The 24996-nt window shown below is 71.9% G+C and carries 27 protein-coding genes; 6 read left to right on the top strand and 21 right to left on the bottom strand.

Annotation, left to right across the window (positions count from 1 at the left end; translation table 11 throughout):
* Positions 1–177 precede the first annotated feature (177 nt).
* Complete coding sequence (locus tag Q1A98_RS16520; RefSeq protein WP_299575515.1) at positions 178–474, top strand: WhiB family transcriptional regulator; 297 nt, start codon at positions 178–180, stop codon at positions 472–474.
* A 97-nt stretch (positions 475–571) separates the two neighbouring features.
* On the opposite strand, the gene groL is transcribed toward Q1A98_RS16520, so the two are convergent.
* From groL to Q1A98_RS16535, 3 genes are all read right to left on the bottom strand, one after another.
* Entirely contained in the window at positions 572–2188 is a 1617-nt protein-coding gene (groL, locus tag Q1A98_RS16525) for a chaperonin GroEL (RefSeq protein WP_299575517.1), read from the bottom strand.
* A gap of 77 nt (positions 2189–2265) precedes the next feature.
* A complete protein-coding gene (gene groES, locus Q1A98_RS16530) occupies positions 2266–2565 on the bottom strand; it encodes a co-chaperone GroES (RefSeq protein ID WP_253645311.1) in 300 nt (99 codons plus the stop codon).
* A gap of 439 nt (positions 2566–3004) precedes the next feature.
* Complete coding sequence (locus Q1A98_RS16535) at positions 3005–4426, bottom strand: MFS transporter (protein WP_299575971.1); 1422 nt, start codon at positions 4424–4426, stop codon at positions 3005–3007.
* A 237-nt stretch (positions 4427–4663) separates the two neighbouring features.
* On the opposite strand from Q1A98_RS16535, the gene Q1A98_RS16540 reads away from it, so the two are divergent.
* A complete protein-coding gene (locus Q1A98_RS16540) occupies positions 4664–5119 on the top strand; it encodes a MarR family transcriptional regulator (RefSeq protein ID WP_299575519.1) in 456 nt (151 codons plus the stop codon).
* A 6-nt stretch (positions 5120–5125) separates the two neighbouring features.
* On the opposite strand, the gene tsaD is transcribed toward Q1A98_RS16540, so the two are convergent.
* From tsaD to glmS, 8 genes are all read right to left on the bottom strand, one after another.
* Positions 5126–6160 (bottom strand): tRNA (adenosine(37)-N6)-threonylcarbamoyltransferase complex transferase subunit TsaD, encoded by a 1035-nt coding sequence (tsaD, locus tag Q1A98_RS16545; protein WP_299575521.1) that lies wholly within the window; start codon positions 6158–6160, stop codon positions 5126–5128.
* On the bottom strand, positions 6157–6648 hold the full coding sequence (gene rimI / locus Q1A98_RS16550) for a ribosomal protein S18-alanine N-acetyltransferase (protein WP_299575523.1): 492 nt from the start codon (positions 6646–6648) through the stop codon (positions 6157–6159). Before rimI ends, tsaD begins: the two co-directional genes overlap by 4 nt.
* The gene (tsaB, locus tag Q1A98_RS16555) at positions 6645–7295 is read right to left on the bottom strand and encodes a tRNA (adenosine(37)-N6)-threonylcarbamoyltransferase complex dimerization subunit type 1 TsaB (RefSeq protein ID WP_299575525.1); all 651 of its coding nucleotides are present in this window, start codon (positions 7293–7295) and stop codon (positions 6645–6647) included. The genes rimI and tsaB overlap by 4 nt, the downstream gene beginning before the upstream one ends.
* A 217-nt stretch (positions 7296–7512) precedes the next feature.
* Entirely contained in the window at positions 7513–7980 is a 468-nt protein-coding gene (gene tsaE, locus Q1A98_RS16560) for a tRNA (adenosine(37)-N6)-threonylcarbamoyltransferase complex ATPase subunit type 1 TsaE (protein ID WP_299575527.1), read from the bottom strand.
* A complete protein-coding gene (locus Q1A98_RS16565) occupies positions 7977–9026 on the bottom strand; it encodes an alpha/beta hydrolase (RefSeq protein WP_299575529.1) in 1050 nt (349 codons plus the stop codon). Before Q1A98_RS16565 ends, tsaE begins: the two co-directional genes overlap by 4 nt.
* The gene (gene alr / locus Q1A98_RS16570) at positions 9023–10159 is read right to left on the bottom strand and encodes an alanine racemase (RefSeq protein ID WP_299575531.1); all 1137 of its coding nucleotides are present in this window, start codon (positions 10157–10159) and stop codon (positions 9023–9025) included. Before alr ends, Q1A98_RS16565 begins: the two co-directional genes overlap by 4 nt.
* The gene (locus tag Q1A98_RS16575) at positions 10156–11619 is read right to left on the bottom strand and encodes an NAD(P)H-hydrate dehydratase (RefSeq protein ID WP_299575533.1); all 1464 of its coding nucleotides are present in this window, start codon (positions 11617–11619) and stop codon (positions 10156–10158) included. The genes alr and Q1A98_RS16575 overlap by 4 nt, the downstream gene beginning before the upstream one ends.
* 3 nt (positions 11620–11622) lie before the next feature.
* The gene (gene glmS, locus Q1A98_RS16580) at positions 11623–13485 is read right to left on the bottom strand and encodes a glutamine--fructose-6-phosphate transaminase (isomerizing) (protein ID WP_299575535.1); all 1863 of its coding nucleotides are present in this window, start codon (positions 13483–13485) and stop codon (positions 11623–11625) included.
* Positions 13486–13580: 95 nt separating this feature from the next.
* Here glmS and Q1A98_RS16585 point away from each other — a divergent pair, with 95 nt between their 5' ends.
* Positions 13581–14453: a hypothetical protein gene (locus Q1A98_RS16585; RefSeq protein ID WP_299575537.1), complete on the top strand. Its 873-nt coding sequence runs from the start codon at positions 13581–13583 to the stop codon at positions 14451–14453.
* Here the strand turns inward: Q1A98_RS16585 and Q1A98_RS16590 are convergent.
* The 9 genes from Q1A98_RS16590 to Q1A98_RS16630 all read right to left on the bottom strand — a co-directional run bounded on the left by Q1A98_RS16590 (position 14431) and on the right by Q1A98_RS16630 (position 21849).
* On the bottom strand, positions 14431–14667 hold the full coding sequence (locus Q1A98_RS16590) for a hypothetical protein (protein WP_299575539.1): 237 nt from the start codon (positions 14665–14667) through the stop codon (positions 14431–14433). The genes Q1A98_RS16585 and Q1A98_RS16590 overlap by 23 nt on opposite strands.
* A gap of 19 nt (positions 14668–14686) precedes the next feature.
* Positions 14687–15865 (bottom strand): hypothetical protein, encoded by a 1179-nt coding sequence (locus Q1A98_RS16595; RefSeq protein WP_299575541.1) that lies wholly within the window; start codon positions 15863–15865, stop codon positions 14687–14689.
* A complete protein-coding gene (locus tag Q1A98_RS16600; protein ID WP_299575543.1) occupies positions 15862–16176 on the bottom strand; it encodes a hypothetical protein in 315 nt (104 codons plus the stop codon). Before Q1A98_RS16600 ends, Q1A98_RS16595 begins: the two co-directional genes overlap by 4 nt.
* A 111-nt stretch (positions 16177–16287) precedes the next feature.
* Positions 16288–17001, bottom strand: coding sequence for an HAD-IA family hydrolase (locus Q1A98_RS16605; RefSeq protein ID WP_299575545.1), 714 nt, complete (start codon positions 16999–17001; stop codon positions 16288–16290).
* Positions 16998–18356 (bottom strand): phosphoglucosamine mutase, encoded by a 1359-nt coding sequence (gene glmM / locus Q1A98_RS16610; protein WP_299575547.1) that lies wholly within the window; start codon positions 18354–18356, stop codon positions 16998–17000. Before glmM ends, Q1A98_RS16605 begins: the two co-directional genes overlap by 4 nt.
* Positions 18357–18480: 124 nt before the next feature.
* The gene (rpsI, locus tag Q1A98_RS16615; protein WP_299575972.1) at positions 18481–18945 is read right to left on the bottom strand and encodes a 30S ribosomal protein S9; all 465 of its coding nucleotides are present in this window, start codon (positions 18943–18945) and stop codon (positions 18481–18483) included.
* Positions 18946–19004: 59 nt separating this feature from the next.
* Positions 19005–19448 carry a 50S ribosomal protein L13 gene (rplM, locus tag Q1A98_RS16620; RefSeq protein ID WP_299575549.1) on the bottom strand — a complete coding sequence of 148 codons (444 nt, stop codon included), beginning with the start codon at positions 19446–19448 and terminating at the stop codon, positions 19005–19007.
* A 208-nt stretch (positions 19449–19656) separates the two neighbouring features.
* A complete protein-coding gene (locus tag Q1A98_RS16625) occupies positions 19657–20886 on the bottom strand; it encodes a type VII secretion-associated protein (RefSeq protein WP_299575551.1) in 1230 nt (409 codons plus the stop codon).
* Positions 20887–20892: 6 nt separating this feature from the next.
* Positions 20893–21849: a 4-hydroxy-3-methylbut-2-enyl diphosphate reductase gene (locus Q1A98_RS16630; protein ID WP_299575553.1), complete on the bottom strand. Its 957-nt coding sequence runs from the start codon at positions 21847–21849 to the stop codon at positions 20893–20895.
* A 90-nt stretch (positions 21850–21939) separates the two neighbouring features.
* On the opposite strand from Q1A98_RS16630, the gene Q1A98_RS16635 reads away from it, so the two are divergent.
* From Q1A98_RS16635 to Q1A98_RS16645, 3 genes are read left to right on the top strand one after another with little or no spacing between them, the layout of a single operon-like run.
* Positions 21940–22782 carry a lipid droplet-associated protein gene (locus Q1A98_RS16635; protein ID WP_299575555.1) on the top strand — a complete coding sequence of 281 codons (843 nt, stop codon included), beginning with the start codon at positions 21940–21942 and terminating at the stop codon, positions 22780–22782.
* Entirely contained in the window at positions 22779–24059 is a 1281-nt protein-coding gene (xseA, locus tag Q1A98_RS16640; RefSeq protein WP_299575557.1) for an exodeoxyribonuclease VII large subunit, read from the top strand. The genes Q1A98_RS16635 and xseA overlap by 4 nt, the downstream gene beginning before the upstream one ends.
* Positions 24049–24330, top strand: coding sequence for an exodeoxyribonuclease VII small subunit (locus Q1A98_RS16645; protein ID WP_299575559.1), 282 nt, complete (start codon positions 24049–24051; stop codon positions 24328–24330). Before xseA ends, Q1A98_RS16645 begins: the two co-directional genes overlap by 11 nt.
* 27 nt (positions 24331–24357) lie before the next feature.
* Here the strand turns inward: Q1A98_RS16645 and Q1A98_RS16650 are convergent, their stop codons facing one another.
* Entirely contained in the window at positions 24358–24942 is a 585-nt protein-coding gene (locus Q1A98_RS16650) for a DUF4245 domain-containing protein (RefSeq protein ID WP_299575561.1), read from the bottom strand.
* Positions 24943–24996 lie beyond the last annotated feature (54 nt).

Raw genomic sequence — 24996 nt, forward strand, 5'->3', positions numbered from 1 at the left:
CTTGGGCACATTTCCGGTCGCGCTGGTGCTTTGTTGACTCGTTTTCCGGCGTTGTCCTACCGTGATCTCGACGGGCGGGACAACGAGGTTCCCGAACCCCGACGCTTGTTTCTTCGGAGCACGAGGGCGCCTCTCATCGGGGCGCACACCGGTCTCCCGGCATCTCAAGGAGAGCCCATGCCTCAGCCGAATCACCTCCCCGGTCCGAACGCCGACATCTGGGACTGGCAGATGAAGGGATTGTGCCGCGGGGTGGACTCGTCGATGTTCTTCCACCCCGACGGTGAGCGTGGCCGCGCCCGGGCGCACCGTGAGCGCCGAGCCAAGGAGCTGTGCAACGCCTGCCCGGTGATCGCGCAGTGCCGCGAGCACGCCTTGGCCGTCGCCGAGCCGTACGGGATCTGGGGCGGACTCTCCGAGTCCGAGCGCGGCATGTTGATGAAGCGCGGTCTCGGTCGCCGGATGGCCGGCTGAGGGGCCCACTCACATCCCTGGTCTCCGACCAGGGACCCACGACACGCAGAAGGGGCACCCGGGATTCCCGGGTGCCCCTTCACGTGTCCGCGGTCGGTCAGTGCGCGTGACCGTGGTGACCACCGGATGCGTCGGCGTCGGACGGCTTGTCGACGACCGCGCTCTCCGTGGTCAGCACCATCCGCGCGACGGATGCGGCGTTGACGACGGCCGACCGGGTGACCTTCACCGGGTCCACGACACCCTGCGCGAGCAGGTCGCCGTACTCCAGCGTGGCGGCGTTGAACCCGTGACCCCGCTCGGCGGCGGCGACGGTCGCGGTGACGACGGCACCGTCGACACCGGCGTTCGTCGCGATCCAGTGCAGCGGCGCTCGCACCGCCTGCCGCACCACCGCGACGCCGAGCGCCTCGTCGCCGGACAACGATGCCTCGAGGTCGTCGAGAGTGGTCGACGCCTGCACGATGGCCGAACCGCCACCGGGGATGACGCCCTCCTCGACGGCCGCCTTCGCCGCGGCGACGGCGTCTTCGACACGGTGCTTGCGCTCCTTGAGGGCGGTCTCGGTGGCCGCACCCACGCGGATCACCGCGACGCCGCCGGCGAGCTTCGCGAGCCGCTCGGACAGCTTCTCGCGGTCCCAGTCGGAATCGCTGGCCTCGATCTCACGACGCAGCTGCTCCGAGCGGGCGGCGATGGCGTCCGAGGTGCCGGCGCCGTCGACGATGGTGGTCGAGTCCTTGGTGACCACCACGCGCCGGACCGTGCCCAGCAGGTCCAGGTCGGCGTCGGCGAGGCTGATGCCGATGTCGGAGCTGATGACGGTGCCGTCGGTGACGACGGCGAGGTCCTCGAGGAACGCCTTGCGACGGTCGCCGAAGTAGGGCGCCTTCACCGCGACGACGCGCAGCGTCTTGCGGATCGAGTTGACGACCAGGGTCGAGAGCGGCTCGCCCTCGACGTCCTCGGCGATGACGAGCAGCGGCTTGCCCGCCTCGGCCACCTTCTCCAGCAGCGGCAGGAAGTCGGGCAGGGAGCTGATCTTGTCGCGGTAGAGCAGGACGCGGGCGTCCTCCAGCACGGCCTCCTGCGCGTCGACGTCGGTGACGAAGTAGGGCGAGAGGAAGCCCTTGTCGAACTGCACGCCCTCGGTGATCTCCAGCTCCGTCGACAGGCCGGAGCCCTCCTCGACGGTGACGACACCGTCGGCGCCGACGGTGGCCATCGCGCGGCCGACCATCTCGCCGACCTCGGGGTCGCGCGACGAGACGGTCGCGACCTGGCCGATCGCCTCCGCGCCCACGACCGGGGTGGCCGCCGCGAGCAGCGCCTCCGACAGCGCCTCGGCGGCCTTTCCGATCCCGGCGCCGAGGGCGATCGGGTTCGCGCCGGCGGTGACGTTGCGCAGGCCCGCTCGGACGATGGCCTGGGCGAGGACGGTCGCGGTGGTGGTGCCGTCACCGGCGACGTCGTTGGTCTTCGTCGCCACCGACTTCACCAGCTGGGCGCCGAGGTCCTCGAACGGGTCGGACAGGTCGATCTCGCGGGCGATGGACACGCCGTCGTTGGTGACGGTCGGTCCGCCGAACGCCTTCGCGAGCACGACGTGCCGCCCGCGGGGGCCGAGGGTCACCTTGACCGCGTCGGCGAGCTTGTCGACGCCGCGCTCGAGTGAGCGTCGGGCGTCGTCGGAGAATTCGAGTTGCTTGGCCATGGATGCGTCTCCTGGAGTCCGGGAACAAGTCCGCCCCGGTGCCTGAGTTCAGGACCGGGGCGGAACGTACAGGGGTCTTACTTGCCGACGACGGCGAGGACGTCGCGCGCCGACAGGATCAGGTACTCCTCACCGGCGTACTTGATCTCGGTGCCGCCGTACTTGGAGTAGATGACGGTGTCACCCTCCTTGACGTCGACCGGGACACGGTTGCCCTGCTCGGTCACGCGACCCTCGCCCACGGCGATGACGGTGCCCTCCTGGGGCTTCTCCTTGGCCGTGTCGGGGATGACCAGGCCGGAGGCGGTCGTCGTCTCGGCCTCGTTGGCCTGGACGAGGATCTTGTCCTCGAGCGGCTTGATGTTCACGCTCGCCACGATGTGAGCCCTCCACTTTCAGCAGTCACGGGCAGGCATCCTGCCTGACCCGGTTGTCGATGAGTTCCACGCATGTGGCTCCGCGCTCGGTCCCGTCGTCGCGGGTGCCGGAACCGCACTCGGTGCCGATTGGCACTCTATACATGAGAGTGCCAGCACTCAAGTGTCGTCAATGCCAATCCTCGGCGGTCCCGAGAGCTGCGGGCTCAGCCGGCTCATACATGAGACTGCCAGCACTCAAGTGTCGTCAATGCCAATCCTCGGCGGTCCCGAGAGCTGCGGGCTCAGCCGGCTCATGCATGAGAGTGCCAGCACTCAAGTGTCGTCAATGCCAATCCTCGGCCGTTCCCGGAGTTCCGGGCTCAGCCGGTCCATACACGTGAGCGCCGGCACTCGAGTACTACCGAGTGCCGGCACCCGCATGTACGGAGCAGCCGCGTCAGGCGGCCTCGACCACCTCCCGTCGGCGCCGCTTCAGTGCGATCACGACGAGGCTGTAGACCATCGCGACGATCGACAGACCCGAGATGACCATGATCGCGGTGTCGACGCCGCCGGGCAGGGCACCGGGCGCGACCGTGGCCCGCGAACTGGTGACGATCGCGGTGACCACGGCGAGCATGATGGCCCCACCCACCTGCACCGACGTGTTCACCAGACCGGACGCCAGGCCCTGTTCGTGGTCGGCGACGCCCGACGTCGCCTGCGCGTTGACGGCCGGGAAGCACAGGGCGAAGCCCACGCCCAGAAGGACGATCGTGGGCAGCAGGAACTGGGCGTACCCCTGCCCCGGCTCGGTCCGCAGGAACAGCAGGTACCCGGCGACGAACGCCGTGAGCCCGACCGCGATGAGCACGGGCGTCGCGATGCGTGCCTGCACACGGTCCATGCCGGTCGCACTGATGGCGACCAGGAGCCCGGCGGGCAGGAAACCGAGCGCCATCGCGATCGGCGACCAGCCGAGGGTGTTCTGCAGGTAGATGGTCACCAGGAACTGGAAGGCGACGTACCCGCCGAACATCGCGGCCGCCGCGACGTTGGCGTGGACCAGGGTCGTCGACCGCAGGATGCCGAGACGGAGCAGCGGTGCGCCGTGGCGTCGCTCGACGACGACGAACGCGCCGAACAGCACCGCGGCGGCGGCGAACAGCACGATCGTCTGCGTGCTGGCCCACCCCGAGGTCGGGGCCTGGACCACCGCGTAGACCAGCGCGAGCAACGCGCCCGTGCTTGTCAGGGCACCGGCGAGGTCGAACTGGGCGAACCGCACCGGCGTGCGCCGCGTCCGCGGGATGACGCGCATGCCGGCGAGCAGCAGCGCGGCCGCGATCGGCCCGGGGAACAGCAGTGTCGCCTGCCATGAGACCTCGGTGAGCAGGCCGCCGAACACGAGCCCCAGCGAGAAGCCGCTGGCGCCGCAGACGGTGTAGATGCTCAGTGCCTTGTTGCGGGCCGGCCCCTCGGCGAACGTCGTCGTGATGATCGACAGGCCGGCCGGGACGGTGAACGCCGCGGCGATGCCCTTGACGAACCGCAGGGCGACGATCGCCTCGTCGACCTGCACCACGGCACTGACGACCGATGCCGCCGCGAAGACGGCCAGCGCCCAGAGGAAGACGCGCCGCCGGCCGAAGAGGTCGCTGGCGCGGCCGCCGAGCAGCAGGAAACCGCCGTACCCCAGGACGTATCCCGACACGATCCACTGCAGCTGCGACTGCGTCATGGACAGGTCGGCACCGATCGAGGGCAGGGCGACACCCACCATCGAGACGTCGAGGCCGTCGAGGAACAGGACGCCGGCCAACACCACCAGCAGGATCCACGTGCGGGCGGCCCATCCCCCGGCGGTGGTGACCGTCATGTGCGCCGGCGTCGCACCGGCTCCGTCGTACGTGGTGTCTTCTCGTCGTGTCCCCGCGTGTCGATCCCGCGCCGTCCGAGCGGCGGTGTCGTCCACCGCGTCCACGGTCGGCCAGGGTTCCCCCGGGCGGATGTCCTCGAGTCTCACAGTCATGCGGGGACTATATGCACACGCATTGGATGTGTCTACAAATAATTTGTCTGCAACAAATGCAGGGACAAGGGGTATGATGCGGCCATGACCGCAGATGTGTCCGCGTCGACGATGACGACGACGCCATGCGCCGACGACCGACTCGCCGCCGCCTGGCAGCAGCTCTCCGTCCGGTATCACCGGGTGTCGTGCGAGATCGATCGCACGTTGCAGGCGGCGCACGGACTCACCGGCAGCGAGTTCGAGGTCCTCGAACTCCTCGCCGCCGCGGACGACCATTCACTGCGCATGAGCGAACTCGCCGCGCAGGTGCACCTGAGCCAGAGCGCACTGTCGCGGTTGGTCGCGGGCCTCGAGAAGGACGGGCTGGCGCAGCGATCGATGTGCGCGGCAGACCGCCGGTCGGTGTTCACCGCGCTGACGCCCCAGGGGCTGTCGCGCTACGAGGAGGCCAAGCCCGCCCACCGGGCCGTGCTCCGCGCCACCGCCGTCGACTCCGACGGTCGCACCCTGTGCGGCGCAACCGATCTCACGGACTGACCGCGGTCAGCGGTACGCACTGATCTGGACGGACATGCCGGGGTCGGTCGCCACCGACAACGCCGACGGCGGGGTGCCACCGGCGATGACGTGCGCACCGAGCGTCGCGATCATGACGCCGTTGTCGGTGCACAGTCGCGGTCGGGGGACGCGCAGGGTGACACCGGCGGCCGCGCACCGTTCCTGCGCCAACGACCGGATCCGGGAGTTGGCCGTCGCTCCCCCGCCGAGGACGAGGGTGTCGACGTCGAGGTCCTCGCAGGCCCGCATGGCCTTCAGCGTCAGCACGTCGGCGACGGACTCCTGGAACGACGCGGCGATGTCGGCGACGGGGATCGGATCGCCCGCCCGCGTGCACTTCTCGACGAAGCGGGCGACGGCGGTCTTCACCCCGCTGAACGAGAAGTCGTAGCGGGCGTCCCGCGGGCCGGTCATGCCCCGCGGGAAGGCGATCGCAGTCGGATCACCCTCGCGGGCGGCGGCATCGAGTGCGGGACCGCCGGGGTAACCGAGGTCGAGGAGGCGCGCCACCTTGTCGAAGGCCTCGCCGGCGGCGTCGTCGACGGTGGTCCCCAGCTCGCCGATCGGCGACCCGAGATCGTCGACGCGCAGGAGGTGGGTGTGACCACCGGACACCAGCAGCGCCACGCACGGCGGCATCGGGCCGTGTTCGAGGGTGTCCACGGCCACGTGCCCACCGAGGTGGTTCAGGGCGTAGAGCGGTACATCCCACGCCGCCGCATAGGCTTTCGCCGCCGAGACGCCCACCAGGAGCGCGCCGGCCAGACCCGGGCCGATGGTGACGCACACCGCGTCGGGCCGGTCGATGTCGGCGGTCTGACGGGCGCGTCGCATCGTCGGCACGATCGCCTCGAGGTGGGCACGTGAGGCAACCTCCGGCACCACCCCACCGAAGCGGGCGTGCTCGTCGACGCTGGAGGCGACCTCGTCGGCCAGCATGGTCACGGTGCCGTCGTCGGCGAGGTCGACGATGCCGACACCGGTCTCGTCGCAGGAACTCTCGATGCCCATGACGATCACCGGGCAACCCCCTCGCTTCGGGGGCCGGCCCCGAGCGGCGGCCGACGCATCGTGTACGCATCCGCGCCGATCGGCTGGTAGTAGCCCTTGCGTAATCCGAGACGTTCGAAACCCACGGACTCGTACAGCGAGATCGCCGCGTCGTTGTCGGTGCGAACCTCGAGGAACGTCTCCGCCTGTCTGTCGTCGGCGACGTCGAGGAGCGAGCGGAGCAGTGCGCGACCGACTCCCGACCCGCGATGGTCCGGATCGAGGGCGATGGTGTGGATCTCGCACTCGTAGCCGCCGACGCGGCCGAGGACGCTGATGCCGGCGTACCCCACGAGAACGCCCCTGTCGTCGCGGACACCGACGTACCGGTTCCTCGACGAGCCGATCTCGGCGACGAACGCCTCGACGGGCCAGGGTGATTCGTCGGCGAAGATGGCGCGCTCGAGTTCGGCGCACCGCGGTGCGTCGTCGACGGTGAGGGGTGCGATCGTGGTCACGGCCGTGCCCGTTCGACGGCGTCGGGGCGACGTAGGTACAGCGGGACGAGAGGCTCCGGCTCGTGGTCGTCGACAAGGGCGTCCCGGGCGGCGGCGATGAGCCCGGCCACCGTGGGCGCCTCGGTGTCCGGCTCCGCGGTCAGGCCGATGAGCCCGGCGTGGTCAGGGGAACCGACCACGGTGTCCGGGTGGTCGAGGTCGTCGGCGAGCGTCGCGGGCGCCTGCACCGCCGGGCCGTCGGTCCGGACGCCGTCGACGTAGCGCGCCCAGTAGATCTCACGACGGCGGGCGTCGGTGACGGCGAGCGTGGTCCCACGCCGGGCGACGTCGGTCCCGGCGACGATCGCGTCGAGCGAGCAGACACCCACCGCACGGAGATCCAGCGCGTCGGCGAAGGCGGCGGCGCTCGCCATCCCGACCCGCAGTCCGGTGAACGGGCCGGGTCCGCATCCGACGACGACGGCGTCGAGATCGCTTCGCGCGACGTCGGCCTCAGCGAGGCAGTCGAGGGCGAGGCCGCTGAGGACCTCTGCGTGCCCGCGGGCGGTCGGGACACGGCGCTCGGCGAGCGTGCTCACGGTCCCGTCGACACGTCCGACGCCGACGACGAGGACCGGGGTCGCGGTGTCGATGGCCAGGACGAGCACGGTGACCCAGGGTAGTCGGCACCCGCACCCGACCCCGAATCCCGCCGTCTCCCACCCGTCGAGTGGGCGGTTGGCGGCGTCGAGTGGGCGATTGGCGGCGTCGAGTGGGCGGTAGGGGTCACGCGGCGCGTCCGAACGCCCAGTCGACCTCGCCAACCGCCCAGTCGACGCGTCCAACCGCCCAGTCGACGGGGTGGTGGGGAGGGGCCGGGTCAGGTCAGGCGTGGGCGTCGATCCAATCCCAGGCGGCGGTGCGCTCGTCGGTGTCGTGCCCGCGGCGGAGGCGGACCAGCAGGTGGCGGTCGGCGAGACGTTCGACGACGCCGGCGCCCCACTCGACCACCACGACCCGTTCGGTGAGATCGGTGTCGAGGTCGAGGGCGTCGAGGTCGGCGAGGACGTCGCCGCCGGTCGACCCGAGCCGGTAGGCGTCGACGTGCACCATGCCGACCCCGCCGGGCCGCCCCGGACGGTGGTCGCGGGCCATGATGAACGTGGGTGAGCTGATCCGGCCCTCCACGCCCAGGCCGGCACCGATCCCCCGGGCCAGCGCGGTCTTGCCCGCCCCCAGCGGGCCGTCCAGGACGACGAGGTCACCCGCGTGCAGGCCGGCGCCGAGTTCGGCCCCGAGCGCCTCGGTGTCGGCGACGGTGGGCAGCAGCCGTCGGTTGCCGAGGTCGGTCATCGCCGCACGCTGTGGGCGACGAGCCGCTCGATCGCGTCGGAGACGACATCGGGTCTCTCCAACAGGACGAGATGCCCGCAATCGGGGATGCCGACGAGGTCGCAGTCACCGAGCTGTCCGTGCAGCTCGACCGAGCGCGCCAGCGGGGTGAGGCAGTCCTCGTAGCCGCACGCCACCATCGTCGGGATGCGGCGTAGCGCCTCGAGACCGGCTGTCTCGTCGTGGTTCTCGAGCGCCCGGAGGAACGGGACGACGGTGTCGACGGGGGTCTCGTGGATCATCGACGACGCGAACGCGCTCAGCGACGGCGAGTGGAACGTCGACCCGAAGCTCGCCGCGGTGAGGACCGGCGCCAACAGCGCACGTGTCGCCCCACGACCGGTCGCGACGGTCTTCGGTGCGCGTCGCACTGAATACCGGACCGCGTTCAGCAGCGGGTTGCGCAGTCCCTGGCCGACGCCCATGTCGGCGATCCCGCGCGCCGCGGTCGCCACGAGTCCCGCTGCGATCACCTTGTCACCGAACAGCTCCGGCTCCCGCGCGGCGAGAGCCATGACGGCCATGCCGCCCATCGAGTGCCCGACGACCACGACGGGACCATGCGGGGCGACGGCCCGGATCACCGCGGCGGTGTCCGCCCCGGCCTGCGGGATGGTCAGCGTCTCGGCCGGCGCGTCCCCGGACTCACCGTGCCCCCGGTGGTCGAAGAAGACCAGGCGGGCGTTGTCGCCCCAGACCTGCTGGAGGCGCACCCGCTGGAAGTGCCAGCTCGACATGCGCAGGGCGAAGCCGTGGACGAACACGACGGAGATCGGTGCCTCGGCGGGGCCGACCTCGCGGACCGCCAGCGGCACACCGTCGTCGGCGATGACGATGCTGGCGCGGTCGTCGTAGACGGCGTCGAAGTCGACGTCGACGTTCGGGTCCTCCCGCGACGACCCTCGGGTGAGGTCCCGCGCGAGTCCGCCGAGCGCGACCGCGCCCAGTGTCGCGACGCCGGCCGCGCCGGCCAGGACCCCGATCCTGCGCTGACGGTCCTGGCTCATCGGCCGAGCACCCGGGAGTCGACGTGGCGCCGCACCGCGCGACCGCGGATGCCCGAGACGATCTCGTAGTCGATGGTGCCGACGGTGTCGGCCCATTCGGTGGCGGTGGGGCCACCGTCGGCGCCGGTCCCGAACAGCACTGCTCGATCACCCGGCCGCACGTCGGTGACCGGTCCGAGATCGACGACCATCTGGTCCATGCACACCCGTCCCACACCCGGCACGATGCTGCCGTTCACGGCCACGCGCAACCGGTTCGAGAGGAGTCGTGGGACACCGTCGGCGTAGCCGGCGGGCAGCAGGCCCAGCGTGGTGTCGCGCGGGGCGACCCAGGTGTGGCCGTACGACACGCCCTGACCTGCGGACACCCTCTTCACGGCAGACACCTCTGCGGTGAGCGTCATGGCCGGGACCAGCCCGGGGTCGGCGTGGTCGCCGACGAGCGGGGAGAAGCCGTAGATCGCGATGCCCGCACGCACCATGTCACGCGAGAGGTCCGGACGGGTCAGCGCCGCAGCACTGTTGGAGATGTGGACGACCTCGGGTGCCGCACCGGCCGCGGCCAGCTCGACGACGCAGGCGTCGAGGCGGGCCGCCTGCTCGTCGTTGAGGGGATGGTCGGGGATGTCGCCGTGGGCGAGGTGACACATCGCCGTCCCGAGCACGATCAGCCCGTCGGCGACGGCACGGACGAGGGCGTCGCGGACGCCGGGCCACTCGTGGATCCCGACACCGTTGCGACCCAGACCGGTGTCGATCTTGACCCCTGCCCGCACCGCACGCCCCGAGCTGCGGGCCACGTCCAGCAGCGAGTCCAGTTGAGCCTGCGAGGAGACGACGATCTCGACGTCGGCGGCGACGGCCGGCGCGAAGTCGGTCGACGGGGTGTGCAGCCAGGCGATGAGCGGGGACGCGATCCCCCCGGCGCGGACCGCCAGCGCCTCCGCGACGGTGGCGACACCGAGGGCGACGGCTCCGGCGTCGAGCGCTGCACGCGCGACCTCCACCGCACCGTGGCCGTAGCCGTCTGCCTTGACGACGGCGAGCACGGGCGCCCCGGCTCGCCGTCCGACCACCCCGACGTTGTGGGCGATGGCCGAGAGGTCGACGCAGGCGTCGAGGGCAGCGGTCACCGGCGTCCCGATACGGTTGCGGTGGAACGGATCTCGCGGATCGCGGACGGCACCGCGGCCAGCAGGTCCGACGCACCGATGGGCGCGCCGGGCCCGTCTCCGTCGCTACCGGGCACACCATGGGCGGCGAGCAGGGCCGCGCGAGCGTGCACCCGAGCCGCGGCCGCCGCGGCGACGCGAGGGGCGAGGCCGGCCGCCAGGAGTGACCCGGCGATCCCCGACAACACGTCCCCCGCACCGGCTGTCGCCGCCCACGAGGACCCGGCGTCGTTGGCGATGACCGGTCCGGCCGCGTCCGCGACGAGAGTGATGCGGCCCTTGAGCAGCACCGTGACGCCGAGGTCGGCGGCGAGATCGGTGGCGGCACCGACCCGATCGGCACCGACCTCGTGACCGGCCAGGCGCGCGAACTCACCGGCGTGCGGGGTGAGCAGGGTGGGCGCGGAACGACCGGCCAGCCAGTCGCGGTGGCGGGACAACACGGTCAACCCGTCGGCGTCCACGAGGACGGGGACGTCGGTGGCGAGGATCCGCTGCACCAGGTCCTCGGCGGTGTCGTCGGTCCCGGCGCCCGGCCCGACGACCCACGCCTGCACGCGACCGGCGGTGGCGAGATCGGGTGCGGCGACGATCTCGGGGTGCCGCGCCACCACCTGCCCGGCGGCCGAGCCGACGTAGCGGACCATGCCCGACGTCGCGGCGACGGCGGCACTGCTACACAGCACGGCGGCCCCGGGGTAGCGGTCGGAACCAGCGATCACCCCGACCACGCCCTGGGTGTACTTGTCGTCCGACGGCCCCGGGACAGGCCATTCCTGGGCGATGTCGGCGTCGGACAGGGAGACGAGTTCCGCTGTGCCCGGGTCGATCCCGATGTCGACGACCTCGACCCGGCCGCACTGCGGGGCCGCGAGGACGTGTGCGCGACGCAGTGCGCCGAACGTCACGGTGACCGCGGCGTGCACCGCGGGTGCGTTGACGAGTCCGGTGTCGGCGTCGACACCGGACGGTAGGTCGACGGCGACGATCGGGGCGCGGACCCGGCTGAACACGGCGGCCGCGGCCGGACGCAGCGGCCCGGTGCCCCCGAGTCCCACCACACCGTCGACGACGAGGTCGAGATCGGCGGGAAGCGTTGTCGCCCAACGGCCACCCGCGGCGTCGAAGGCCGCGGACCCGCCGGGGTGGACGCGGTCGGGGTCGAGGGCGAGCGCGACGACGAACACGCCGCGCCGGGCCAGCCGTGCTCCCGCGTGCAACGCGTCGCCGCCGTTGTCACCGGAGCCGACGACGATCCCGACCCTGGTTCCGTAGACGGCCCCGCACCGGTCGCGGAGTTCGTTCAGCAGCACCGCGGCCAGACCGCCCGACGCGCGGCGCATCAGCACCCCGTCGGTCAGCAGCGAGCCCGTCGCCTCCTCGGCGGCGCGGATCGACGACACCGTGTGGTGGCTCCGCATCGTCTACTCGACCGTGACGGACTTGGCCAGGTTGCGAGGCTTGTCGACGTCGTAGCCCCGGGCCTGTGCCACCGCGGCGGCGAAGACCTGCAACGGCACCGTCGAGACGAGTGGTTGCAGGAGGGTGGTCGTCGCGGGGATCTCCACGAGGTGGTCGGCGAACTCGGCGGCGACACCGTCGCCCTCTTCGGCGATGACGATGGTGCGGGCACCGCGGGCCTGGATCTCCCGGATGTTGCTCACCATCTTCGAGTGCAGCAGCGGGCGGCCCTGCTGGGACGGCATCACGACGATCACCGGTACGCCGTCCTCGATGAGCGCGATCGGTCCGTGCTTGAGCTCACCCGCCGCGAAACCCTCGGCGTGCATGTACGCCAGTTCCTTCAGCTTCAGCGCGCCCTCGAGGGCGACCGGGTAGCCGACGTGACGGCCCAGGAACAGCACGGTGCGGCTGTCGGCCAGGCCCCGCGCGAGCTCACGCACGGGTTCGACGGTGGTGAGGACCTTCTCGACCGCCTCCGGCATCCGCTCGAGCTCACGGAACTCCCGTGCGACCTCGTCGGGGTACTTGGTCCCGCGGGCCTGGGCCAGCGCGAGACCCACGAGGTAGGCGGCGGCGATCTGGGCGAGGAAGCACTTCGTCGACGCGACACCGATCTCCGGACCGGCGTGGGTGTAGAGCACGGCGTCGGACTCGCGGGGGATCTGCGCGCCGTTGGTGTTGCAGATCGCCAGCACCCGCGCCTTCTGCTCCTTGGCGTGGCGGACGGCCTCCAGCGTGTCGGCGGTCTCCCCCGACTGCGAGATCGCCACCACCAGCGTCGACCGGTCCAGCACGGGGTCGCGGTAGCGGAACTCGCTGGCCAGCTCCACCTCGACCGGCAGCCGCGTCCAGTGCTCGATCGCGTACTTCGCCAGCAACCCCGCGTGATACGCGGTGCCACACGCGACGACGAAGACCTTGTCGGTGTCACGCAGGTCCTGGTCGGTGATCCGCTGCTCGTCGAGGATCACGCGGCCGTTCTCGAAGTGGCCCACGAGGGTGTCGGCGAGGGCCTGCGGCTGCTCGGCGATCTCCTTGAGCATGAAGTAGTCGTGGCCGCCCTTCTCGGCGGCGGCGAGATCCCAGTCGATGTGGAACGGCGTACCCGTCCGCGGCGACCCGTCGAACCCGGTGATCGTGTAGCCGTCGGTGGTGATCACGACGACCTCGTCGTGCCCGAGCTCCACCGCGTCGCGGGTGTGGTCGATGAAGGCGGCGACGTCGGACCCGACGAACATCTCCCCGTCGCCGACGCCCACGACCAGCGGCGTCGACCTGCGCGCGGCGACGATGGTGTCCGGGTGGTCGGAGTGGGTGAAGACCAGGGTGAACGCGCCCTCCAGCCGGGCGAGGACGGCGTAGGCGGAGGCGATGAAGTCACCGGCGTGGGGACCCTTGGTGTACTCGAGGTCGAGCAGGTGCACCGCGACCTCGGTGTCGGTGTCGGAACTGAACTCGACGCCGGCCGCCTCGACCTCGGCGCGCAGCGGCGCGTAGTTCTCGATGATGCCGTTGTGCACCACCGCGACCTTGCCGTCGCGCGAGGTGTGCGGGTGCGCGTTGCGGTCGGTGGGCCGGCCGTGCGTCGCCCAGCGGGTGTGGCCCATGCCGGTGGTCCCGGCGAAGGCCTCACGCCCGACGGTCGCGAGCTGCTTGTCGAGGTTCTCGAGCCGTCCGGCCCGCTTCTCGACGGCGGTTCCGCCGTGCCCGTCGAGGATGGCCACCCCGGCCGAGTCGTAGCCGCGGTACTCCATCCGGCGCAGCGCCTCGACGACGATCTCCAGCGCATCGCGCCGACCGACGTATCCGACGATTCCACACATTCGTGACAGGGTACTGCGACGGCCCATACGCTCGCGAAACCGTGTCCGGCGCCGTCGCGTGACCCGCGGCACGTCGCCTGTCATAGGGTCGACGCGTGGCCTCGGTGAAGAAGCTCGTCTCCCAGTTGTCCCGACGCGGTCCGCACCGCGTCCTGCGGGGCGACATGGCCGTCGTCGGCCTGCCCGGCATCGTCTACACCCCCGAGGCCGGGTCCGACCTGCCCGGCATCGCGTTTGGGCACGGCTGGCTGACCCACAGCAGGCAGTACATCGGCACCCTGGAGCATCTCGCGTCCTGGGGCATCGTCGTCGCCGTCCCCGACACCGAGCGCGGACCGCTGGCGTCCGACCGGGCCCTGGCCGCCGACCTGGGCACCGCCCTGCAGGTGATCTCGTCGGTCCGGTTGGGTCCGGGCCGTATCACCGTCCACCCCGAGCGTCTCGGAGTCGCGGGCCACGGGTTGGGCGCCTCCGCCGCGGTCCTCGCCGCCGGTGACTCCGACCGCGCCCGCGCACTGGCCGCGCTGTTCCCGGCCCCGACGTCACCGGCCGTGTTGCCGGCGGCACACCGCGCCCGCGTCCCCGCGCTGGTCCTCGCCGCGCCCGACGACCTCGACGGCGTCACGTCCAACGCGCTCGCGCTGCGGCGCTCGCTGCAGGGTGACCAGGTCGCCCTGCGCACGGTCCCGAAGTCGTCGAACCGCGGGCTGGCCGAGGGTTTCAGCATCCGCAAGCGTCTCGGCGACGACTCCGACCAGAAGAAGACCCAGCGCGCCACCCGCGCCGTGCTGACCGGCTTCCTGCTCGCGACCCTCGGTGACCCCGGCCGGCGCCGCGGCGTCCAGGGCGACGCGACCTACGCGGCGTTCGCCGACCCGTCGGAGGAGATCGGCACGCTCGTCACGGTGGACCCGGAGACCGTCGAGGACCCCGACGCCGACCAGCTCACCCGCCTGCTGCGTCGCTGAGCGCAGCGATCTCCGCTGGTCCCAGCACGGGCCGGTTCCTCTCGTCGACGCTGTCCTCGTCGGGATCCTGCGTCGTCTCGTCCTCGTCGTCGACGGCGGGGTCGCGCCACCGGGCCGCCGCGACGTCCTGGTCCGCGCGGTGCCGTCGCTCCACCGACCGCAGCGTGGCGACGGCGCGCGCGACGATCGCCTCGATCTGATCCGCGGGGTTCACGACCGCACTCTCGTCGTCGTCACCGGTCCCCCGCCAACGCCAGCCCCCCGCCGTCGTCGGGGTCCGGTGTGGCCACGGGCCCGGGACGCGTGGCGACGGCGGGCGCCTCGTGTTTCTCCGGAGGCGCCACCGGTGTCTCCCGATCGTCGTCGACCGGCGCCGGCGGCCTGTCGGGGACGGGATCCGACGTGGCCGGGTCACGAAGCGCCGGCGCCGCCGGCTCCTCGTCGTCGTATCGGAGGTTGAGCTGTGGGCGCGTCCCGGTGGCAGGGGCGTTCGGCGTCTCCGCTCGATCCTTGCCCGGGTCGCCCTGCGGGTGCGGGGGCGCCGCGATGTCCGGTGGTGGCACAGGGGTGTCGGAGGGCGCGGTCGGCGACGGCCGGGGCTCGTCGGGTTCTGCGGGTGTGTCGGGTTCTGCGGGTGTGTCGGGTTCTGCGGGTGTGTCGAGAGCGGTCTCGACGAGCTGCGCGACGACCCCGGCGGCCCCGACAGCCGCCATCCCCACGGCGGCGGCGGTCGCCGCGCCCGCCCCGGCGAGTGCTCCCACGACGCCTGTCAGGGCCACCGTCGGTCGCCGATCGTGGACGACGTCGGTGCGGTCGACGCCCGGGTCGGGCGTCTGCGCCAGTCGGCCGCTGCAGTCGGCGAGGACGGTGAGGACCTCGGTGATCGCGGATTCCGTGACGGCCAACGCGGTCTCGACTGTGGTGACCGCGGTCTGCAGCAGGGCCGCGATCACCGCGCGGTTGGTCTGCAGGTCAAGCCGGGTCAGTTCGGCGATCGCCCGCCCGGCGAGGACGGGGCCGGGGACCACGGCGAGGGTCGAGTGCAGTGCGGCACGCAGGTCCGTGACACCGCGTGCCGCGGCAGCCGTGGCACCGGCCGCGACGCGTAGTCGGTGGCCGGTCTCCCCGCAGGAGCGGTGGATCTCCGCGACGGCGGTGTGGGCGTTCTGTCCGGCGATGCCGTGCCAGGCGGCAGGCAGGTCGTCCGCGACGGCCCCGACGGCGTCGGCGACTGCGGTCACGGAATCCGCGAGGGATCGCAGCCGCCGGGACTCCTCGACCAGCACGTCGACGTCGACGCCGTCGATCGCGGCGAGTCGATCCGTCCACGCCTGCGAGGACGGGAGCGTCACACCGACCTCGCGGGCGACCGGGGTGAGGGCGGCCACGAATGCCGCGACCGGCACGGTCACGACCGCTCCCCCGATGCGTCGGCGATGGACCGCGCGGTCTGTGCGTCCTGGGCCCGGGTGGCCCCGACCGCGGCGACGAGCGCGTCCGCGACGGTCGCGGCGCGGTCGGCGAGGACACCGAGCGTGTCCGCGACGGCCGCGAGTCCCGCGTCGTGTCGCGCCGCGGCGTCGGCCCAGGCCGTCGGCGACGGGCCGAGCGGCGGGACGTCCGCGGCGGTGCGTGCGGCCGCGGACAGGCCGTCGGCAGCGTCGGCGAGGACACGTGCGAGTGACCGCACCCGGTCGGTGTCGATCTCCATCCGCCCGCTCATCACGCCTCCCCTCTGCGGCACGGCCGGGCGACCGTGTCTCCTGCGTTGGACGCAGGAGACACGGATCCGGTTCCGATGCGGGTCAGGGTAGCGGCCGCCGGGCCGCGCCGGTCATCCGTTCAGCAGGCCGTGTGCACGGACGGCGTCGAGCAGTGCGTGCGGGCGGTCCGGGATGGGATCCGGCGCGACCAGCGCGAACCGGCAACCCAGGGCCCGCGCGCCGCCGTCGGCCTCGTCGCTGTCGCCGACCATGAGCGTCCGATCGGCGGGGACGCCGAGTGCGTCGAGTGCGGCGGCGAAGATCCCCGCGTCGGGCTTGATCCGCCCGACCTCGTGCGAGAGCGCCCAGGCCCCCACCAGCCCGTCGAGGTCGAACCGGGCCAGGACACGCCGCAGGTCGAAGGCGATGTTGCTGACGATGCCGATGCCGACGCCGTCCGCGTGCAGTCGCGTGAGCACCTCGACGGTGTCGGGGTAGGGATCCCACGACCGTGGGTCGAGCACACGCTCGTACAACGACTCCGCGTGCCCGGGCACGCTGAGTCCGCTCGAGCGCAGGACGGCGAGGTAGGCCCGTCGGTGCAGCTCGGGATCGAGGTCTCGCCGCTCCCACGCTGCGCGCTCGTCGTGTCCGAGGTCGGCCGGGATCCCTGTCGGGGCGGTCATGCGCCGGATCAGCTCGGCCTGCAGACCGACGTCGATCGGGGCGCCGTCCGCGTCGTGGAGATCGGCGAACCACTCCGCTCGTTCGGTGAAGCGGAACAGCGTGCCGGAGAAGTCGAACAGGACCGCCTCCAGGGCGGGACCCGCGGCGCCCGCGGTCATCGACCGACCCCGCCGACGACCTCGGCGATCCGCCCGGCGACCTGCTGGGCATGGGACTGCGTGGACGCCTCGACCATCACGCGGACGAGTTGTTCCGTCCCCGAGGGCCGCAACAGCACCCGCCCGGCGTCGCCGAGCTCGGCCTCCGCCCCGGCGACGGCCGCTCGGACGACGTCGGCCTCGGCGACGGAACGCTTGTCGACGACGGGCACGTTGATGAGCACCTGCGGCAGCGCCGAGACGACCGAGGCGAGGTCGGCGAGACTGCGTCCCGTCGTGGTCATCCGGGACATCAGCAGCAGTGCGGTGAGGATGCCGTCACCGGTCGTCGCGTGGTCGGGGACGACGACGTGGCCCGACTGCTCGCCACCGAGCGAGAACGCCCCCGATCGCAACTCCTCGACGACGTAGCGGTCGCCGACGGCCGTCGTGCGGACGGTGACTCCCGCTGCGCGCATGGCGATGTGGAGTCCGAGATTGCTCATGACGGTCGCGACGAGCGTGTCCTCGCGCAGCGTTCCCGCGTCTTTCATCGCCAGGGCCAGCACGGCGAGGATCGCGTCACCGTCGACCGGTGTCCCCGTGTGATCGACGGCGAGGCAGCGGTCGGCGTCACCGTCGTGGGCGATGCCGAGATCGGCGCCGTGCTCGCGCACGGCCGCGGCGACGACATCGATGTGGGTCGAGCCGCACCCGTCGTTGATCGAGTACCCGTCGGTGTCGGCGTTGATCGCGACGACCCGGGCACCGGCGGTCTCATATGCCTGCGGCGCAACGGAGCTCGCGGCGCCGTTGGCACAGTCGACCACGACCGTCAGCCCCGTGGCCGCGCTCGGGGCCACGTCCGCGAGGTGTGCGAGGTAGACCCCTGCCGCATCCGCGCCGGCGTCGAGAACCCGTCCGATACGGTCACCGGTGGGTGGTTCGACGACCTCGCCCTCGCCGTCCATGCGGGCCTCGATCGCGTCCTCGACGTCGTCGGCGAGCTTGTGGCCGCCGGCTGCGAAGAGCTTGATCCCGTTGTCCGGCATGGGATTGTGCGAGGCGGAGATCATGACGCCGAACGCGGCGCGGTGGTGGGCGGTGAGATGCGCGACCGCCGGGGTCGGCAGCACGCCCACACGCAGCGCGTCGACGCCGGCCGCCGTCAGTCCCGCGCAGACCGCCGCCTCCAGCATCTCGCCGGAGGCACGGGGGTCGCGACCGACCACGGCCACCGCTCGGGACCCGTCGCCCGCGGCGGCCTGACCGCCGAGCACCTGCGCTGCCGACCGCGCGATCCTCAGCGCGAGTTCGGGACCCAGCTCGGCGTTCGCCAGTCCACGGACACCGTCGGTGCCGAAATACCGTCCCACAGTTGATCTCCCACCCGTCGTCGTCGCGATGCGGCTCGTCGTGAACGCACACGAGCAGGTGTCCGGTGTTGCGTGGACACCTGCTCGGTGTGGTCGTGATGCACCGGTCGCCCGGTGCGGCGCGTCAGCGCTTGGAGTACTGCGACGCCTTACGGGCCTTCTTCAGGCCGTACTTCTTGCGCTCGACAGCACGCGGGTCGCGGGTCAGGAAGCCCGCCTTCTTCAGCGCCGGGCGATCGTCGGGCGCGGCCTCGATGAGGGCGCGGGCGATGGCCAGACGCAGCGCGCCGGCCTGGCCCGAGGGGCCGCCGCCGACGAGCTTGGCGTGGATGTCGAACGACTCGGTGCGCTCGACGGTGACCAGCGGCGCCTTGATGAGCTGCTGGTGCACCTTGTTCGGGAAGTACGCCTCCAGCGACCGGCCGTTGAGGGTGAACTCACCGCTGCCGGGGGCCATGCGGACACGGACGACGGCCTCCTTGCGGCGGCCGACGGTCTGGATCGGGCGGTCGAAGAGGACCGGGGCCGGGGTGGCGACGGCCTCGGCGAGGTCGGCGCCGGTCACCTCGGTGCCGGTGGTCTCGTCCACGACGTAGTCGTCGGTGGCGACCTCGACGTTCTCGGCGGTTGCGTTCTCGAGGGGCTCGGTCACTGCGACACCTGCTTGATCTCGTAGGGGGCCGGGCGCTGCGCGGCGTGGGGATGGTCGGGGCCGGCGTAGACCTTGAGCTTGCTGATCATGGCGCGCCCCAGCTTGTTCTTGGGCAGCATGCCGTTCACGGCCTTCTCGATGACCCGCTCGGGGCGGGTCGCGAGCAGCTCGGCGGTGGTGCGCTTGGTGAGACCACCCGGGTGGCCGGAGTGCCGGTAGTGGAAGGTGCGCTCGGCCTTGTTGCTGGTGACCGCGACCTTCTCGGCGTTGATGATGATGACGAAGTCGCCACCGTCCATGTGCGGGGCGTAGGTCGGCTTGTGCTTGCCGCGCAGCAGGTTCGCGGTCTGCACGGCGAGACGGCCGAGCACCACGTCGCTGGCGTCGATGACATGCCACGTGCGCGTGACGTCACCGGCCTTCGGTGTGTACGTAGACACAGATGTATCCGTTCCGTGTTCGGGTGGTCCGGTCCTCGAGGTGAGGATCGGGGCTGGTCAGGCGCGGACGGCGAGGCGATTCCCGGCGACCAGTGGGGACCCGGGGCCCGGTTACCCGACGAACCAGGACATGCCGGCTCGCGGGTGCCACGCACCAGCGGTCCAGAGTACGTCTGCAGAGGTAGGGGGTCAAAACGCCCCGATGCGGTCAGAGGGGCGCGATCGTGACCGACCCGACGGCGGCCGCGCAGGCGTCGTCGATCGACTCGCCCTGCGACCCCGGCTGACAGCCGACGCTCGCCTGCAGGGCCGACGAGACGACGACGTACCAGCGGATCGGCGCGCCGGACCCGGGCGTCTCCCGATAACTGATGACGCGTCGGCCGGCGAACGTGGTGTCGGCGGAGAACTCGGCGACGGCGTCGGTACCGCGCTGACCCAGCCGGTTGCGGAGGCTGGTGGCGACGGAGTCGAGGGTCGAGTCGACCCGGACGGCGTTCTGGACGAGCAGGAGCCGTCGGTCGTCCGCCGGGGAGGCGATGCTGGTGAAGCCGATCGCCCCGGTGGCGTCGGGCGGGTCCGACGTGCGACGCCATCCCTGCGGCACGGTGAGGGACACCCGCCCGATCTGGGCGGTCTCCGTCGCCGCACGCGGAGCGGGGTCATCACCCCCGCCCCGCCAGACGACCAGACCGACCACCACGGCGACGGCCATCACGAACACTCCTGCCGCGACGAGGATGCGTGCCGGACCCGGCTTTCCCAGCCTCGGCGAGGGAGGAGGTGACGGCCGCGGGGCGCGCGGCGGACCGAATCGGTGCAGCAGGGCGCGGTCGACGGCGGCGATCCGTCCTGTGGGTGTGGCGTCGGCGACGAGGTCCACGACGGTGTCGACTCGATCGGCACGGTCGCCGTCGACGAGGACCACCTCGACCGCGTCGTCGACGAGGTCGGCGAGCTCGTCGGGGGTGCAGTCGGCGTCGAGCACGACGGTCCGGCCGATGCGCCAGCCGTCGGCGGATCGCTGCAGCCGGTGCACGTCGACCCGGTCGTCGTGCGCCTCGAGCAGGACACACGCCAGCACCGACGACTCGAGATTCGTCGCGGCCAGCAGCGTGGCGCGGGGCTGCGCAGTCACCGTCGCGGTGCCCCCGACCACCGCCTCGACGGCATCCAGGAGAACCCCGACGCGGCGACGACCCCAGGTGCTCGGGTGCGCGAGGATCACCCTCGTGGGCAGGTCACGTCCGACGGCCTCGGCGACCGCCGACGCCCATGCGTCCCGCGGATGCCGCCGACGGCCACCGACCACGACGGAACCCGCGTCGATGGCGGAGACCAGAGCACCGACGCGCAGGCCCGTACCCGCCGAGCTCTCCAACCGGCCGTAGGCGACGTCGAGCACGGTCGCACCGCGTGCGGCGACCGCGGGGACCACCGTGGATCAGCCCGCGGTGCGGGCGGGGCGCAGTTCGCGCGGCAGCGCGAAGGTGAGGGTCTCGTTGGCGGTGGTGACGGTCTCGACCGAGTCGTAGCCGTGCTCGGCCAGACGGTCGAGCACGCCGCGCACCAGCACCTCGGGCACCGAGGCACCCGACGTGACGCCGACGGTGGTGACGTCCTCGAGCCACGCCGCGTCGATGTCGCGCGCGTAGTCGACCAGGTGGGACGCACGAGCGCCGGCCTGCAGGGCCACCTCCACGAGTCGCACCGAGTTCGAGGAGTTCCGTGACCCGACCACGATGACGAGATCGCAGTCCGGCGCCATCGCCTTCACCGCGACCTGACGGTTCTGGGTGGCGTAGCAGATGTCGTCGCTGGGCGGGTCCTGCAACTGCGGGAACCGCTCGCGCAGTCGGGACACGGTCTCCATGGTCTCGTCGACCGAGAGCGTCGTCTGCGACAGCCACACCAACTTCGACTCGTCCCGCACCTCCAGGGAGGCGACGCTGCCGGGGCCGTCGACGAGCTGGATGTGCTCCGGCGCCTCGCCGGCGGTGCCCTCGACCTCCTCGTGCCCCTCGTGGCCGATCAGCAGGATCTCGTAGTCGTCCCGGGCGAAGCGCTTGGCCTCCTGGTGCACCTTGGTGACCAGCGGGCAGGCCGCGTCGATGGTGCGCAGGCCACGCTCGGCGGCCGACGCGTGGACCGCCGGGGACACACCGTGCGCCGAGAAGACCACCAGGGCACCCTCGGGCACCTCGTCGGTCTCCTCCACGAAGACGACGCCGCGCTCGGTGAGGGTCTCCACGACGTGCTTGTTGTGGACGATCTCCTTGCGCACGTAGACGGGGGCACCGTGTTTCTCGAGGGCGCGCTCCACCGTCTCGATCGCGCGATCGACCCCCGCGCAGTACCCACGCGGCTCGGCCAGCAGGACACGTTTGCCGGAATCGCTCATGCCCACAGGGTACGGGCCGCCCGCGGCCGCGGGGACGCGCCGGGCGTCCCCGCGCTGGTGACGTCGGTGACGATGAGGCAAGGTTGTGCCATGGTCCGCCCACCTTTCGCCGCGCGCGTGATGACCGGTCTCCTCGTGACGGCCATCGAGGAGACGCGGAAGCTGCCCACCACTGCTGTGACGCTGCCGATGACCGCGGTGAGCACCACCGTCCAGGTGGCCATGCGGCTGCAGCAGAACATCGCGGAGCTGGCCATCAAGGGCGACGACGCGCTCGACCATTGGTTCCACCGGGCACAGGAGCAGCCGTCGTGGGCGACGTTCGACGACGACCTCGACGCCCTGCGCGTCGACGACGAGCCCGACGAGCCACCGACCCTGACCGCGGTCCCCGACGCCGAGCCCACCGGCACGGCGGACGCACCGGTCCCCGCCGACCCGCCGACGCCGGCGGCCGCGGCGACGACCCCGGTCGCGAAGGCGCCCCCGAAGAAGTCGCCCGCCAAGGCCCCGGCGAAGAAGGCCGCGGTGACGAAGGCGCCCGACGCCACGGCGCCGACGAAGAAGTCTTCGGCGAAGAAAGCCCCTGCGAAGAAGGCCCCCGCCGCGACGACCGCGTCCGCCTCCGCGGGCGACACGTCGTCGGAGGACACCATGACCGCCAAGGGGCGGTTCGCGCTGTACAGCTCGGCACCCGACACCGTGCTGCAGTCGGAGGTCGAGGCCGCGCCGACGCCGACGCCCTCCGACGCGCCGGAGATCGTCGAGTACCTCGACTACGACTCGCTCACGTTGGCGCAGCTGCGCGCGAAGATCCGCAGCATCGACGTCGACGACCTGCGGACGCTCGCGGAGTACGAGCGCAGCCACCGCGGTCGGGCCCCGTTCGCGACGATGCTCGACAACCGGATCACCGCCGCCGGCGCCAAGTGACGCCGGGTCCGGGGCCCTCGAGTCCCGACGCCCCGTGGCCGGTCCGGACGCTCAACGCGAAGATCGGTGACTGGATCCACCGGCTCGGTCAGGTGTGGGTCGAGGGGCAGATCACCCAGATCAGTCGACGTCCTGGCACCAAGACCGCATTCCTGCAGTTGCGGGACCCGTCGGCGGACATGTCGATCACGGTGACGTGCCAGCCGATCGTCCTCGACCGCGCCGAGGTGCCGCTCACCGAGGGCGCCCGCGTCGTCATGGCCGGTCGACCGTCCTTCTACCCCGGGCGCGCGTCGTTGTCGTTGCGCGTCACCGAGATCCGGCCTGTCGGGATCGGTGAGCTGCTCGCGCGGATCGAACGACTCCGTCGTCTCCTCGACGCGGAGGGCTTGTTCGACCCGCGCCTCAAACGCCCGATCCCCTTCCTGCCCCGGGGCGTCGGACTCATCACGGGTCGGGCCGGCGCTGCCGAGCGCGACGTGGTGTCGGTGGCGCGCAGTCGGTGGCCGGCCGTCCACGTGGAGATCCGCAACACCCCGGTGCAGGGTCCGACGGCCGTCCCGGCGATCCTGCGCGCGCTCGCCGAGCTCGACGCCGACGGAGGCGTCGACGTCATCGTCATCGCGCGCGGCGGCGGGTCGGTGGAGGACCTCCTTCCCTTCTCCGACGAGACACTTTGTCGCGCAGTCTCATCCGCGACCACGCCGGTCGTCTCAGCGATCGGCCACGAACCCGACCACCCGCTTCTCGACCTGGTCGCCGACCTGCGCGCGGCCACCCCCACCGACGCCGCGAAGCGGATCGTCCCCGATGTTGCCGCGGAACTGGCGGGCCTGGCCGAGATGCGTGCCCGGAGCGCCGGTGCCCTGCGCAACTGGGTCGCCCGCGAGAAACATGCCCTCGACGCCCTCCGCAACCGACCGGTCATCGCCGATCCGGTGCGCCTCGTCGACGCCCGTGTGGCCGAGGTGGAGCGGGCCGTCGTCTCGGCCCGGCGCGAGATCGCCCGCTTCGTGGGTTTCGAGGAGCACCGCGTCGAGAACTATGCTGCGCGCCTGGCGACGTTGGGACCCGCGCAGACCCTCGCCCGCGGCTACGCGGTGGTGCAGCGACTGTCCGGGGACGATCCGCCGCACGTCGTGGGATCGGTGGAGGACATGCCGATCGGAACCCAGCTGCGTGTCCGCGTCGCCGACGGTGCGATGCGCGCCGCGGTGATGCAGCCCGACGCGCCGCTCGCGGCGCCCTCGAGACGGAAGAAGACCGATGAGCGCTGAGGAACCCACCCCCATCGAGGAACTGGGCTACGAGCAGGCCCGCGACGAACTCGTCTCGGTCGTCCGCACCCTCGAGCAGGGCGGTCTCGACCTCGATGCCTCGTTGGCGCTGTGGGAGCGCGGAGAGGCGTTGGCGCGGCGGTGCGAGGACCACCTGGAGGGTGCGCGTCGTCGTATAGAGACCGCGCTCGGCGAGGTCCCCGACGACGAGGACGGGGACCTCGAGGGCGAGGACGGGGACCTCGAGGGCGAGGACGACTCCGAGGACTGATCGGCGTCGACGACCGGCGTGGGTCGGTCAGCCGACAGGGACGGGACGGGTGCCGCGCGGCAGCACCGGCGCCGCCAGGACCGCCTGGGCCAACGTCGTGAAGTCCTTCTCGCCGCCCTTGCTGTACAGCCCGATCCGCACGTCGCCGAGATCGACGACCCAGATCGATCGGCTGTCGGAGGTGGAGTACTGCACCCACTGCTTCCCGCCGACCTGGGTGGTGCCGGCCCCGATCGGCCGGTTGTCGTCGAGGTAGCCGACGAGGCCGTCCTCGGTCGCGTCGGTCTGGCTCAACTGCATGTAGACGCCGTCGGCGGTGAGGTAGCCCGTGTTGGAGACGACACGTCCGTCGATCCCGGCGCGACTGCCCGAGTTGGGCTTCCAGCCGGCCGGGGTCTGCGGCAGGCGGACCGGGAACGGCATGGTCTGCGCGTCGGCGGTGAGACCGCCGCGGACGTCGTAGGCGGGGGTGCGGTCGTCGCTCGCGCCGCCCGTGAGCCCCACCGAACAGTTGCCGGAGACCACCGCGATGATGAGGCAGATCACGATCAACGGGATCAGCGACCACACCATGTCCTTGTGGTCGGTGAGGATCCGTGGTTTGCCGGGCACCACACCAGTATCCACGCCGGTCATGACAGGATCAGTGACGACCCCGAGCGGCCG

This window comes from uncultured Williamsia sp., assembly GCF_947494875.1.
Taxonomy (GTDB): Bacteria; Actinomycetota; Actinomycetes; order Mycobacteriales; family Mycobacteriaceae; genus Williamsia_A.